The organism is Streptomyces tailanensis, from assembly GCF_008386495.1.
Lineage (GTDB): Bacteria > Actinomycetota > Actinomycetes > Streptomycetales > Streptomycetaceae > Streptomyces > Streptomyces tailanensis.
Genome location: NZ_VTHJ01000055.1, coordinates 53376 through 66381, shown reverse-complemented (window position 1 = coordinate 66381; position 13006 = coordinate 53376). Strand labels below are relative to the sequence as shown.

Below are 13006 nucleotides of genomic sequence, written 5' to 3'. Positions count from 1 at the left end.
GGTCTTCACGCAACGTGACAGCCAGTCAGTCCACTCGGGACGACACACCGCTCAAGTTCGAAGACCCGTAAAACCTCACCATCGCTGGTGGCCCTGTGCAGCCGTCGCGCTGTGCGGGGCCACCGCCGTCTCTGGAAGGGTGCACCCATGCCGACCGAACGCATCGACTTCGCCGATCTGCCCGACGACGTCCAGAGCGCCGTACTCGAACGGACCGGCCCTCTCGTGAGCGCCGAATCCATGTCGTCGGGCTTCAACTCCGCCATCTCCGCCCGACTTGCGACCGAGCAGGGCGACCTCTACGTCAAGGGGCTGCCCACCGATCACCCTCGCGTGTGGACGCAGACGAGGGAGGCGTCTGTCGGCCCGTACGTCGGCGGAATTTCTCCGCGCGTCAGGTGGCATCTTCAGGCCGACGGCTGGGATTTCGTCGCCTTCGACGCCCTCGACGGCCGCCACGCCCACTACACGCAAGGCTCGGAGGATCTTCCGCTCGTCGCCGCGACTCTGGAACGGCTCTCCGGGCTGCGGGCTCCGGACGGTGTCGAGACGAAGCAGGCGGAACACCGGCTGCGTGATCACGCCCCCGCCGCCGCCCTCGCGCACTTCGCGGGAGACGCCCTATGTCACACCGACCCGAACCCCGCCAATGTCATGGTCGGCCAGGGGCAGGCATGGCTCGTCGACTGGGCATGGGCTACCCGAGGCGCTCCCTGGCTCGACGCCGGGTACTGGGTCGTTTGGCTCATCGCCGAAGGCGGCCACACGCCCGAGAGCGCCGAACAGTGGGCCTCCCGCATTTCCGCGTTTCGCGCAGCCCCCGAGACCGGGCTGAACGCGTTCGCTGCGGCCAACGAAAGCGTATGGTCCGAGATCGCCGAGCAGTCCCCCGACCCGTGGACTCACAGCGTGCACACGGCTGCCAAGGCGTGGGCTTCGTACCGCGTGCGGACGACCTGAAACCCACTCCTGACGCTGCGATGTCAGCGATGATCGTGGACGTCGGCAGAAAGGCGCCCATGTCTCCCGGTTGCTCCTCTGATAGGTGAGGGTCAGCCCGCCAGCCCCAACTCCCTCGCGATCAGCATGCGTTGTACCTCACTCGTCCCCTCCCCGATCTCCAGGATCTTCGAGTCGCGCCACATGCGGGCCACGGGGTACTCGTTCATGAAGCCGTAGCCGCCGTGGATCTGGGTGGCGTCGCGGGCGTTGTCCACGGCGATCGTCGAGGAGTACAGCTTCGCCAGGGCCGCCTCCTTCTTGAAGGGTTCGCCGGAGACCAGGCGTGAGGCCGCGTCCCGCCAAGCCAGTCGAGCCGTGTGGGCCTTCATCTCCATGTCGGCGATCTTGAACTGGATGGCCTGGTTGGCGCCGATCGGGCGGCCGAAGGCGTGACGTTCCTTCGCGTACTTCACCGACTCGTCCACGCAGCCCTGGGCGAGGCCCGTGGCGAGGGCCGAGATGGCGATGCGGCCCTCGTCGAGGATGCGCAGGAACTGGGCGTAGCCACGGCCGAGTTCGCCGAGGAGGTTCTCCGCGGGGACCCGTACGTCGGAGAAGGACAGCTCCCGGGTGTCGGAGGCGTTCCAGCCGACCTTCGAGTAGGGCGCCGCGACCGTGAAACCGGGCGTGCCCGACGGGACGATGATCGACGAGATCAGCGGCTTGCCCTCCGGGGTGCGGTCGGTCACCGCCGTGACCGTGACCAGGCCCGTGATGTCCGTGCCCGAGTTGGTGATGAAGCACTTGCTGCCGTTGATCACCCATTCGTTCGTCGACTCGTCCAGGCGGGCGGTGGTGCGGGTGGCGCCCGCGTCCGAGCCGCCGTCCGGTTCCGTCAGGCCGAAGGCGCCGAGCATCTCGCCGGAGCAGAGGCGGGGGAGCCACTCCTCCTTCTGCGCCTCCGTGCCGAAGAGGTGGATCGGCATGGCGCCCAGCGAGACCCCCGCTTCGAGGGTGATCGCCACGGACGAGTCGACCCTCGCCAACTCCTCCAGCGCGATGCCGAGCGCCAGATAGTCGCCGCCCATGCCGCCGTACTCCTCCGGGAACGGCAGCCCGAACAGCCCCATACGGCCCATCTCGCGGACGATCTCGTACGGGAACTCGTGGCGCTCGTAGAAGTCACCGATCTTGGGTGCGACGACCTCGTGCGCGAACTCCTCGACCGTACGGCGGAGTTCTTCCAGTTCGGGAGAGAGGTGGTGGTCCATGAGACGTCACTGCTCCTTGTGGGGCTGTGTTGTTCTGCCGAGGGCTCGTACGGTGCGGGACGGGCTGGGTCGGCCCAGGTGGGCGGCCATCCACTCGCTGGTGGCGACGAGGCGGCCGAGGTCGACGCCCGTGTCGATGCCGAGTCCCCGCAGCATCCACACGAGGTCTTCCGTGGCGAGATTGCCGGTGGCGGACTTGGCGTAGGGGCAGCCGCCGAGGCCCCCGGCCGACGCGTCGACCGTCGTGACGCCGTGCCGCAGCGCCGTGAGGGTGTTGGCGAGGGCCTGGCCGTAGGTGTCGTGGAAGTGGACGCCGAGGGACGGGGTCGGTACGCCCGCCTCGTTCAGGGCGGTGAGCAGCGTCTGGACGTGGCCCGGCGTCGCCACGCCGATCGTGTCGCCGAGGCTCAGCTCGTCGCAGCCCATGTCGAGCAGGGCCCGGCAGACCCGTACGACCTGGGGGACGGGGACCGGGCCCTCCCAGGGGTCGCCGAAGCACATGGAGAGGTAGCCGCGGACGTGGCCCCCTTCCCTCCTCGCCCTGGTCACCACGGGATCGAACATGGCCAGCGCCTCGTCGACGGTCCGGTTGAGGTTGGCCTTCGCGAAGGACTCCGTCGCGCTGGCGAACACGGCGACGCGGCGCGCGCCCAGCGTCAGGGCGCGGTCGAGGCCGCGTGCGTTGGGGACGAGGACCGGGAGGGCCACCGGCAGGTCGTCGACGAGCGGGAAGAGGGCTTCCGCGTCCGCGAGTTGGGGCACCCACTCGGGGTGGACGAAGCTGGTGGCCTCGATGGTGGTGAGGCCCGCGTCGGCCAGCCGGTGGATGAACTTGGCCTTCACCTCCGTCGGGACGGTCGCCTTCTCGTTCTGCAGACCGTCGCGGGCGCCGACCTCGTGGATACGGACGCGGGTGGGGAGGTCCGGATCCGGTACGACCATGGGCAGTGCGTCGGCGTCACTCATTCGGCCACCTCCTCATTGGGCTCATGGGGTTCGATCACGGCCAGCACCTGGTCCATGGCGACGGTCGTGCCCGGCGTGACATCCAGCTCGGTGACCGTCCCGGCGTGCGGCGCGGAGACGACGTGCTCCATCTTCATCGCCTCCACCACCACCAGGCTCTGCCCGGCGGTCACCTCGTCCCCCACGGCCACCTTGACGACGGTGACCGTGCCGGGCATCGGGGCGGTCAGCGAGTCCACGCCCGCGTGGGCGGCGCCGGTGAGGGCGGCGGCGACGGGGTCGTGGTCGCGCACGTGCCAGGCGTCGCCGTCGCGGCCGAGCCAGGTGCCGTCCGGCAGCGCGGCGAAGGTGCGGGTGACGCTGTCGAGGTGGAACGTGAACCGGTCCTCCGCCCCGGGCCGCGGGGGCACGCCCCCGGCCCCCCGGAGGGGATGCTCGGCCCCGGCCGACAGGATCTCGGTCCCGCCGTCCGGTGTGCGGCGCACGCGCACGGTCACCGGTTCATGGCCCGGCACGTGCAGGTGGTGCGCCGTCCAGGCCCGCTCGCCGCCCAGCCGCCAGCCGTCCGCCGCGGCGAACGGGTCGGCCCAGCCGGTGCCGTCGGCGGCGGTGAGTGCCGCCTGGCGCAGCAACGCCGCCGCTGTGTAGACCTCGACCGGAACCCCGTCGGGTACCAGCCCGTCGACCTCCCGCTCCACCAGCCCCGTGTCCAACTCGCCCGCCACCACTGCCGGATGCGCCAGCAGCCGCCGCAGGAACCCCGCGTTCGTCTGCACCCCCAGCGTGACCGTCTCGGCGAGGGCCGCGCGGAGCCGGCGCAGGGCGGTCGGCCGGTCGGGGCCGTACGCGATGACCTTCGACAGCATCGGGTCGTACAGCGACCCGACCTCCGTGCCCTCGCTGAGCCCGGAGTCCGTGCGTACGCCGTCGCCCTGGGGCTCGCGCAGGCGCAGAACCGTTCCGCCGGAGGGAAGGAAGCCGCGGGACGGGTCCTCGGCGCAGATACGGGCCTCGACCGCGTGCCCCGTCAGCGTGACGTCGTCCTGCCCGAAGTCCAGCCGCTCGCCTGCCGCCACCCTCAGCTGCCACTCCACCAGGTCGATACCCGTGATCAGCTCGGTCACCGGGTGTTCCACCTGGAGGCGGGTGTTCATCTCCATGAAGTAGTACGCCGATACGGGGGGTTCGGGGGGTGTCCCCCCGACAGGCGCAGTGCCGCCGGGGACGATGAACTCCACCGTGCCCGCGCCGACGTATCCGCAGGAGCGGGCCGCCTGGACCGCCGCCTCGCCCATCGCGGCACGGGTCTCCTCGTCGAGCAGGACACTCGGCGCCTCCTCGATGATCTTCTGGTGGCGGCGCTGGAGAGAGCACTCGCGTTCGCCGAGGTGGATCACGTTGCCGTGGGCGTCGGCCAGGACCTGGATCTCGATGTGCCGGGGGCGGTCGATCCACCGTTCGACGAGGAGGGTGTCGTCGCCGAAGGAGGCGCGGGCCTCGCGGCGGGCGGCGGCGATCTCGTCGGCCAGCCGTTCCGCTTCCCGTACCAGCCGCATCCCCTTGCCGCCGCCGCCCGCGCTGGGCTTGAGCAGCACCGGCATACCGATCTCCCGGGCGGCGTCGGCGAGTCGGTCGTCGGTCAGCCCGCCGCCGCTGGAACCCGGCACCACTGGCACCCCGGCCGCCCGTACCGTCTCCTTGGCGCGGATCTTGTCGCCCATGAGCGTGATCGCCTCGGCGGGCGGGCCGATGAAGACCAGCCCGGCGTCGGCGCAGGCGCGCGCGAAGTCGGCGTTCTCGGCGAGGAAGCCGTACCCGGGGTGGACCGCCTGGGCGCCCGTCCGGGCCGCCGCCTCCAGCAGGCGCTCGGCCGACAGATAGCTCTCGGCCGCCGGCGCCGGCCCGATCCGTACCGCCGCGTCGGCCTCCCGTACATGCCGGGCGTCGGCGTCCGCGTCGCTGTACACCGCCACCGAGCGCACGCCGAGCGACCGCAGCGTACGAATGACGCGTACGGCGATCTCGCCCCGGTTGGCCACGAGGACCGTGTCGAACATGCTCATGTCTGCTGCCCCCTCACATCCGGAAGACGCCGAACCGGGGCTCGCCCAGCGGCGCGTTGGCGCACGTGGTCAGGGCCAGGCCCAGCACCTGTCGGGTCTCCAGCGGGTCGATGACGCCGTCGTCCCACAGGCGGGCCGTGGCGTAATAGGCGTTCCCCTGACGCTCGTACTGAGCGCGGATCGGGGCCTTGAAGGCATCCTCGTCCTCCGCGGGCCAGTCCTCGCCGCGCGCCTCCAACTGGTCCCGCTTGACCGTCGCGAGGACCGAGGCCGCCTGCTCGCCGCCCATGACCGAGATCTTGGCGCCCGGCCACATCCACAGGAAGCGGGGTGAGTACGCCCGGCCGCACATCGAGTAGTTGCCCGCGCCGTACGACCCGCCGATCACGACCGTCAGCTTCGGCACACGTGTGCAGGCGACGGCCGTCACCATTTTGGCGCCGTGCTTGGCGATGCCACCGGCCTCGTAGTCCCGGCCGACCATGAAGCCGGAGATGTTCTGCAGGAAGACGAGGGGGATGCCGCGCTGGTCGCACAGCTCGATGAAGTGGGCGCCCTTCTGGGCCGACTCGGAGAACAGGATGCCGTTGTTGGCGACGATCCCGACCGGGTGGCCGTGGATCCGGGCGAAGCCGGTGACGAGGGTCTGCCCGAACTCCGCCTTGAACTCGGCGAACCGCGAGCCGTCGACCACGCGCGCGATGACCTCGCGGACGTCGTACGGGGTGCGGGAGTCGACCGGTACGGCGCCGTAGATCCCGTAGGGGTCGACCTTGGGCTCGACGGCCGGCTCGACCGACCAGGGCAGGGGGCCTCGGGACGGGAGCGTCGACACGATCGTCCGTACGATCCGCAGCGCGTGGGCGTCGTCCTCCGCGAGGTGGTCGGTGACGCCGGAGATCCTGGAGTGCAGTTCGCCGCCGCCGAGCTCCTCGGCGGTGACGACCTCGCCGGTGGCGGCCTTCACGAGCGGGGGGCCACCGAGGAAGATCGTCCCTTGCCCCCGGACGATGACGGCCTCGTCGCTCATGGCGGGCACGTACGCGCCACCGGCGGTGCACGATCCGAGTACGGCCGCGATCTGCGGAATGCCCGCGCCCGACATCCTCGCCTGGTTGTAGAAGATGCGCCCGAAGTGGTCGCGGTCGGGGAAGACCTCGTCCTGCATGGGGAGGAAGGCGCCGCCGGAGTCGACGAGATAGAGGCAGGGGAGGCGGTTCTCCAGGGCCACCTCCTGCGCCCGCAGGTGCTTCTTCACCGTCATCGGGTAATAGGTCCCGCCCTTGACGGTGGCGTCATTGGCGACGATCACGCACTCGCGCCCGCTGACCCGCCCGATTCCGGCGATGACTCCGGCGGCCGGGGCCTGCCCGTCGTACATGCCGTCGGCGGCCAGGGGTGCCAGCTCCAGGAACGGGGAGCCGGGGTCGAGGAGGGTGTCGACCCTGTCCCGCGGCAGCAGCTTGCCGCGCGCGGTGTGCCGGGCGCGCGCCTTCTCACCACCGCCGAGCCGGGCGGCGGCCAGCTTGGCACGCAGCTCCTCGCCCAGCGCGTGGTGCGCGGCCTCGTTGGCCCGATAGGCCTCCGCCGCGGGGTCCGCCGCGGTCGTCAGCTCCGGTGCCTGTCGCATCGTGCGGTCCCCTCACCCAGTGGGTCAACTGTTAATGAGCGTTAACGCATTTCCTCCAGGTTAACGACCGCTAACCTCCCTGTCTAGAATTGCCTCCATGGCCACCAGAACCGACGCCCCCACCCGCCGCGAGCAGATCCTCAAGGAGGCCGCCCGGCTCTTCGCCGAGCGCGGCTTCCACGGGGTCGGCGTCGACGAGATAGGGGCCGCCGTCGGCATCAGCGGCCCCGGCCTCTACCGCCACTTCGCCGGCAAGGACGCGATGCTCGCCGAGCTGCTGGTCGGCATCAGTGAGCAACTGCTGACCGGCGCGAAGCGGCGTCTCGCCGAGGCCGACGGGGCGGTCGGGCGGGGGAGCGGCGGGGGTGCCGCCCCGGAGGCCACCGGGAGGCCCGCCGGGGGGACCGGCAGGAGGCCCACCGGGCGTGACCCCGAGGCGGTCCTCGACTCCCTCATCGAGGGCCACATCGACTTCGCCCTCGACGACCGTCCTCTCATCACCCTGCACGACCGCGAGCTCGACCGCCTCCGCGACAGCGACCGCAAGCGCGTCCGCCAGCTCCAGCGGCAGTACGTAGAACTGTGGGTTTCGGTGCTCCGGGAGGTGTACCCGGGGTTGGCCGAGCCCGCCGCCCGCTCGGCCGTCCACTCGGTCTTCGGCCTCCTGAACTCGACCCCGCACCTGGGCCGACCGGGTTCATCCCCGGGCCGGGCGTCGACGGCGGAACTACTGCACCGGATGGCCCGGGGGGCGTTCGGGGCGGCGGCCACGGGCTGACGGGCCTTCGCGGCAGGACCAAGGGCTGCAACTCACGCTTGCCGTACTTCGGGGGAACGATCGGCTGTTGTGACGAGATCGGCCCCACATCCCGAAATTGTCGAGGTCACGTCACTGGCTGATGCGGCTTCCATACATCGCTGGGCCCGGGCGGCATTCCTTGCCATCGTGATCACCCGTCGGGGGGCGCAGACGGCACCCGATGAACGACGAACACGCCAAGCCCTGGTCGGTCGACTCGGGTCGGCGTGCACACAGAAGTCATACGGGGGAATCATGAATCTTCGCAGCCGACTCACGCGCCGGGCGCGGGTCACTCTCATAGGCGTCACCGCCGGAGGTATCGCGGCCGCCGCGATCGCCGTCGTGCCGTCGCTCGTCGACAGCGACTCCTCGGCGCCGGTGACGGTCGCCGCCCAGAAGGAGACCGGCTACGGGCCCGAGCCCGAGGCCGACAGCAAGCTCGTCACCCAGGCCGGCGACCTGTCGACCATGAGCACGGCCACGCTCTCGCGCGACGAGATGATCAAGCGGGCCCGTACCTGGCTCACGGCCAACAACGGAGGCCCGGTCCCCTACAGCATGGAGCGCGTCTGGAAGGACGGCTACCGCCAGGACTGCTCCGGCTTCGTCTCCATGGCGCTCGGGCTGGGGAAGCCCGGCCTGAACACCGTCGGGCTGGCCGACTCGCGAAACGGCGTCACCGCGCGGCTCGGCAGTGTGAGTCAGCTCAAGAAGGGTGACCTGCTGATCGACTACAGCACCTCTGACGGCGATTTCCGTCACGTAGTGATCTTCGAGAAGTGGGCCAACGCGTCGCACAGCGCCTACTGGGGGTACGAACAGCGCAACAAGTACGGCACGACCCACCGGAAGCTCAGCTACGGGATCGGCAGTGACAACTACGACCCGTTCCGCCCGGTCAAGCTGGGTGACGGCGGTGGCGGCGGGCAGCTCCCGTCCCCGGGTGTCTCCTGGCCGATCCTCCAGAACGGCTCCAAGGGCGCGGACGTGCGGTCCGCCCAGCAGCTGCTGATCGGGCGGGGTTACGCGCTCGACGCCGACGGCGTCTTCGGCCCGAAGACCCGCTCCGCGGTGATCCAGTTCCAGAAGTCCCGGTCCCTGGCCGCTGACGGCGTCATCGGCCCGAACACCTGGTCAAAGCTGATCCAGACGGTGAGGTACGGCTCGTCCGGCCAGGCGGTCAAGGCAGCGCAGACGCAACTGAACGTCTACGGCTACGGCCTCGTGGCCGACGGCGCGTTCGGCGCGAGGACGAAGTCGGCGACGGTCGACTTCCAGAAGAAGCACAACTTGCAGGCCGACGGCATCATCGGCCCGCAGACCTGGCGCGCCCTCCTCGGCACCCGCTGACGCGAACGGCCCCAACGCCCGACTGACGGCTCCTTCCCCCTGCACCCGCAGAGGGAAGGAGCCGTCGCTGTACATGGCCGGCGACAAGCCGACCAAGGCCGCCCCGATGTGGTGGCCCGGGACCACCGCCGTTCCGCCCCCGCAACCGCCGCAAGCCCGGCGGCACTGATCACGACCGAGCGGTCACCCTGGGAGCGAGCAGCTCCAGCACTTCCTCCCAGCGGTAGCGGTCGGCCCCGCCCCCGGCCTTCGGCCGGTGAGGTTCGTACGAGCCGATCAGAACACCCATCTCGCGCAGCGTCTCCAGGCTTCGCCGGTACGCGGGGTGGGCGGCCTGGGCGGAGTTCAGATACGGCAGCACGGCGACCGGGACACCCATGGCGGGCGCCTCGCACAGGATGCCCAGCGCGAGATTGTCGGAGATCCCGGCGGCCCACTTGTTGACGGTGTTGAAGCTGGCCGGGGCGACCGCGATGGCATCCGCGGGCCGAGTCGGGCGCGGTTCTCCCGGTGATCGCCAGGCCGAGCGGATGGGCCGGCCGGTCTGGGCCTCGACCGCCTCCGCGTCGAGGAAGCCGAGCCCTTGAGGCGTGGCGATGACACCGACGTCCCAGTGCCGGTCCTGCGCAGCGGTGATCAGTTTGTCGACGTCGGAGGCGACTCCGGCCGCGCAGACCACGATCTGGAGGAAAGCCCGGTCGGCCTGATCACTCATGACTCTCCCGGATCACACTGTCGCTGGTGCGTAGAGCAGTCGTCAGTTGTCCTTGCATCCCAATGGGGATGGCCCTGGCCCCGAGGGCGCAGGCACGCACCAGTGCGCGGCAGTCCCGTGTTTGCTGGTCCGTGGCGGTCGTGGTGAACAGAGGGTGCGCCAGGTTCTCGCGAGCCGCGTAGCCGTCTTCGGCGTCCGTCGTCCTGCGGTGGAGGTTCTCGACGACGCGGTGCGCTGCGGGCGTCTCGGCGGAACCGATCATGTCGAGGACGGTAAGGCCGAGCCGGATGTCGAAGACGGTCATCCCGGGTTCGGTCTTCCGCTCGGAGTAGGTCGTCACCAGTCCCGCCAGGGGGCCTTCGATCGGTTGCCCGGTGTCGCGGCGGTACAGGACGGTCAGGCATGTCGTGACGGCTTGCTCCCACGGATCGCCGGGCATCGTGTCGGCGAGGAGAACAGCGGCCCCTGCCGTGTCACCTGAGACGAGGGCGGCGAGTACGGCGACTTGGCGTCCGTCGAGCATCCGCTTGCCTACACCTCGGTGAGCTTCGATGTGTGTCAGGGCATCTGCCCAGCGCCCCTCGGTTGTGAGGGTGCGCGTGCCGTCGGCGAGGAGCACGCGCCACAGCCACGTGCGGACCTCATGACGGTCCTCGTCGGTCGTGGTGAGGTCCGCGGGTATGGCGACTCCCTCGAACCGAGCAGGTGCACCTGCCTCGATGGTCTTATACAGGTCGAGTAGTCGCTGACGACCCTCATCAGCGCGGCCGGCGCGGATCTGGAGGCGGGCGAGATTGACGACCGGTTCCAGGCCCCGGATCGCGCTCATGCCGGGCAGGGGGCAGGCGTGGAGGTAGGCGGCGGCGTGCTGATGGCACCACTCGCGAGCGAGGTCGGGAAGGTCGAGATCGGAGGCGACGAGCGAGGCCTGGTTGTAGACGGCCGATGCGAGCCCCTGGTCAGCTTTCTGCACTGCGGTGTCGGCCAAGTCGACGAGCGCGCGCACGCGCTCGGGCAGGGGCAGGCAGGCGGGCCGGAATCGGGCGACGAGCGGGAAGCGCTGGGCCAATGGTCCGTGCGGGTCCATATGTCCCCCAGGGGGTGAGTGAGGGCCGTCGAGGCGACGGTGCCCGCCAGGCCGCGTGCTGGCGGGCACCGTCCGCTAGGCGTGGGGCTTCACTGCCAGTCGACGACGATGCGGTTCAGCGGGGTGTCGAGAGCGAAGAGGCCGGGGCGCTGCTCGATGGCGGGGGCGTCGAGGGGCTGGATCTCGAATGTGGCTTCGCGACCGCGGTAGTCGCGGTTCCAGGTGCGGATGGCGTCGGCGACCTTCGCGGCCAGCTCGTCGCTGCCGGGGCCGTGGCCGATGACGCCGAACTCCCAGAGCTTGCCGCCCTCGGGGGTCTTCTCCTCGGACAGACGCCGCGCGAGGTAGGTGACAGCGCCCTTGTCGACGGCTGCGGTCGACGAGGGGTAGGGGTCCTCGGCGAGCAGGCCGCCCTTGGCGCTCTGGGGGAACAGCATCCGGATCAGGCCGGAAGGGAGGGAGCAGGTGAGAAACAGTTCCATCCACTCCGGGGACTCCATGGCGCGGACCGTCATGCCGGTCCATTCCTCGGTGCGCGGCTGGTCCAGGACACTGGTGAGGGCGTCGGCGTCGATGTTCTGCCCGGTGGGAGCCTGGAGTCGTACGGTGCCGTCGGCGCTGAGTGGGATGGCTCGGCGGTCGTCGTCGGCGATGCCCCGCCGGAGCGGCATGAAGGTGTTCATCTCGCTGCTGAGAGAGATCCATCGACCGTCGTGCTGTTCGTAGGCGATGGAGCGGGACACGGTGCCCTTGAGGCGCTGGGGGACGAGGAGTCGGCCGCCGGGGGCGAGTTGCTGCAACCAGGCGTGCGGCACGCCGTGCGCGCCGACGGTGGCGATGATCCGGCCGTACGGTGCTCCTTCGGCGTAGCCGAGGGCCCCGTCGCGGGTCACAGCCTGGACGTTGGTGATTCCGGCTGCGGTGAGGTGAGCGCGGGCGCCCTCTACGAGGTCGTCATCGACGTCGAGGGTGGTCACCTGTCCGCTCTCGCCGACCAGGTGGGCGAGCAGAGCGGCGTTGTAGCCGGTCCCGGCGCCGAGTTCGAGAATGCGCTCACCGGGCTGGGCGTCGAGCTGGTCCAGCATGAGGGCGACGACGCCCGGCTGGGAGGCGCAGGAGATGGACGTGCCGTCGGTGTCGTACTTGATGTGCACCGGTGCGTTGGCGTAGGCGTCTTCGAGCGATGCATCGGGCACGAACACATGGCGCGGCACGGTCCGCAACGCGGTCTCTACGGCGGTCATGCGGGCGTGTCCGTCCGCGCGGAGCTGGTCGACCAGGGCGTTGCGGAGGCGCTCGGCGTCCGCCGTGGGGGTGGCGATCGTGTCGGTGTTCACCGCGCTGACGCTATCGGCGTCGGCCATTGCCTCGTCGGGCGACGCGGTGTTGTCACTCGTTCCCATGACTACCTCTCGTGCGATGTGGGACAGGGCGCTCTGGTCGTCCCGGAGGAGACCGGCGCGGTTGGCGTGGAAGATCACGTGGTGTGCGATGACGGCTCGCAGGCCACGGCTGAGGGCGCCACGGCATGCGAGGTCGGCGAGCGTGGTTCCGGCCCGTTCGAAGGCGGTGACCCACTCGTCATGCTTGTGAAGTGGGCCGTCCGGGCGGCAGAGATCGTGGCCATCGGTGGCCATCAACTTCCGCATGGCTGGCACCAGTTCGGCGGCTCGTTCGCGCTGTATCTGGCTGGTGGCCGGCCGGAGGGCAGCGACCTTCGCCCATACGTCGCCCTGCTCGAACCAGTCGAGCCCGGCACTGCGCATCATGGCGCTGGCCAGCAGGACGGTGGTCTCCCGGCGTCCCAGGTGCTCCGGGGTCGGCTGGTAGGTGAGCAGGTGGCGGCAGTCGCTGTGGAACAGTTCGTGGGCGGCGCCCATGGCCTCCGGGCCACCGAACGCTTCGACTTCGGGCTCGTAGATGTAAGGCTGACACGACACGGCCACACCGTCACCGAGGAGATCGCTCAGTAGTGACTCGATGACCGGCGAGGGCTCGTCCCCGACATAACGCAGTGGCCAGGGCTGCTTGTTCATGAACCACCAGCCGGTGAGTTGCCCTTCCGCCTCGGCCGTGAGCAGGGCTGGGCCGATGCGTTCGGCGATGGCGCGCCGGGCGCTCTCGCGGTCGATGAAGGTGATGTTGTGCTGCTGCCAGCGGTCGGGGGACATACGGGTCCT

Annotated in this window: 10 protein-coding genes; 3 read left to right on the top strand and 7 right to left on the bottom strand. The window is 70.2% G+C overall.

The features are described 5' to 3' along the window. The first annotated feature begins 147 nt into the window (after positions 1–147). On the top strand, positions 148–960 hold the full coding sequence (locus F3T56_RS34735; RefSeq protein WP_149829324.1) for a phosphotransferase family protein: 813 nt from the start codon (positions 148–150) through the stop codon (positions 958–960). 92 nt (positions 961–1052) lie between these two features. Here the strand turns inward: F3T56_RS34735 and F3T56_RS34730 are convergent, their stop codons facing one another. Genes F3T56_RS34730 through F3T56_RS34715 form a run of 4 tightly spaced genes read right to left on the bottom strand, consistent with a single transcriptional unit; the run spans position 1053 to position 6872 of the window. Continuing rightward, positions 1053–2213 carry an acyl-CoA dehydrogenase family protein gene (locus F3T56_RS34730; protein WP_149829323.1) on the bottom strand — a complete coding sequence of 387 codons (1161 nt, stop codon included), beginning with the start codon at positions 2211–2213 and terminating at the stop codon, positions 1053–1055. A 6-nt stretch (positions 2214–2219) separates the two neighbouring features. Next, entirely contained in the window at positions 2220–3155 is a 936-nt protein-coding gene (locus F3T56_RS34725) for a hydroxymethylglutaryl-CoA lyase (RefSeq protein WP_149829329.1), read from the bottom strand. Positions 3156–3175: 20 nt separating this feature from the next. Next, a complete protein-coding gene (locus tag F3T56_RS34720; protein ID WP_149829328.1) occupies positions 3176–5236 on the bottom strand; it encodes an acetyl/propionyl/methylcrotonyl-CoA carboxylase subunit alpha in 2061 nt (686 codons plus the stop codon). 19 nt (positions 5237–5255) lie between these two features. Then, positions 5256–6872, bottom strand: a complete 1617-nt coding sequence (locus F3T56_RS34715) for a carboxyl transferase domain-containing protein (protein WP_149829322.1) — start codon at positions 6870–6872, stop codon at positions 5256–5258. A gap of 97 nt (positions 6873–6969) precedes the next feature. On the opposite strand from F3T56_RS34715, the gene F3T56_RS34710 reads away from it, so the two are divergent. Both F3T56_RS34710 and F3T56_RS34705 read left to right on the top strand, forming a co-directional pair. Next, the gene (locus tag F3T56_RS34710) at positions 6970–7650 is read left to right on the top strand and encodes a TetR/AcrR family transcriptional regulator (RefSeq protein ID WP_149829321.1); all 681 of its coding nucleotides are present in this window, start codon (positions 6970–6972) and stop codon (positions 7648–7650) included. A 276-nt stretch (positions 7651–7926) separates the two neighbouring features. After that, complete coding sequence (locus tag F3T56_RS34705; RefSeq protein ID WP_149829320.1) at positions 7927–9024, top strand: C40 family peptidase; 1098 nt, start codon at positions 7927–7929, stop codon at positions 9022–9024. 169 nt (positions 9025–9193) lie between these two features. Here F3T56_RS34705 and F3T56_RS34700 read toward each other — a convergent pair whose 3' ends face one another. The 3 genes from F3T56_RS34700 to fxlM all read right to left on the bottom strand — a co-directional run bounded on the left by F3T56_RS34700 (position 9194) and on the right by fxlM (position 12997). Next, positions 9194–9739: a flavoprotein gene (locus F3T56_RS34700; RefSeq protein ID WP_149829319.1), complete on the bottom strand. Its 546-nt coding sequence runs from the start codon at positions 9737–9739 to the stop codon at positions 9194–9196. Continuing rightward, complete coding sequence (locus F3T56_RS34695) at positions 9732–10826, bottom strand: hypothetical protein (protein ID WP_172639279.1); 1095 nt, start codon at positions 10824–10826, stop codon at positions 9732–9734. The genes F3T56_RS34700 and F3T56_RS34695 overlap by 8 nt, the downstream gene beginning before the upstream one ends. An 89-nt stretch (positions 10827–10915) precedes the next feature. After that, complete coding sequence (gene fxlM / locus F3T56_RS34690; protein WP_149829318.1) at positions 10916–12997, bottom strand: methyltransferase, FxLD system; 2082 nt, start codon at positions 12995–12997, stop codon at positions 10916–10918. Positions 12998–13006 lie beyond the last annotated feature (9 nt).

Excerpts from the sequence above, each read along its gene's own strand:
- F3T56_RS34695 (WP_172639279.1), bottom strand. The coding sequence starts at position 10,826 with ATGGACCCGCACGGACCATTGGCCCAGCGCTTCCCGCTCGTCGCCCGA.
- F3T56_RS34720 (WP_149829328.1), bottom strand. The coding sequence starts at position 5,236 with ATGTTCGACACGGTCCTCGTGGCCAACCGGGGCGAGATCGCCGTACGC.
- F3T56_RS34730 (WP_149829323.1), bottom strand. The coding sequence starts at position 2,213 with ATGGACCACCACCTCTCTCCCGAACTGGAAGAACTCCGCCGTACGGTC.
- F3T56_RS34715 (WP_149829322.1), bottom strand. The coding sequence starts at position 6,872 with ATGCGACAGGCACCGGAGCTGACGACCGCGGCGGACCCCGCGGCGGAG.
- F3T56_RS34700 (WP_149829319.1), bottom strand. The coding sequence starts at position 9,739 with ATGAGTGATCAGGCCGACCGGGCTTTCCTCCAGATCGTGGTCTGCGCG.
- F3T56_RS34735 (WP_149829324.1), top strand. The coding sequence starts at position 148 with ATGCCGACCGAACGCATCGACTTCGCCGATCTGCCCGACGACGTCCAG.
- F3T56_RS34705 (WP_149829320.1), top strand. The coding sequence starts at position 7,927 with ATGAATCTTCGCAGCCGACTCACGCGCCGGGCGCGGGTCACTCTCATA.
- F3T56_RS34710 (WP_149829321.1), top strand. The coding sequence starts at position 6,970 with ATGGCCACCAGAACCGACGCCCCCACCCGCCGCGAGCAGATCCTCAAG.
- F3T56_RS34725 (WP_149829329.1), bottom strand. The coding sequence starts at position 3,155 with ATGGTCGTACCGGATCCGGACCTCCCCACCCGCGTCCGTATCCACGAG.
- fxlM (WP_149829318.1), bottom strand. The coding sequence starts at position 12,997 with ATGTCCCCCGACCGCTGGCAGCAGCACAACATCACCTTCATCGACCGC.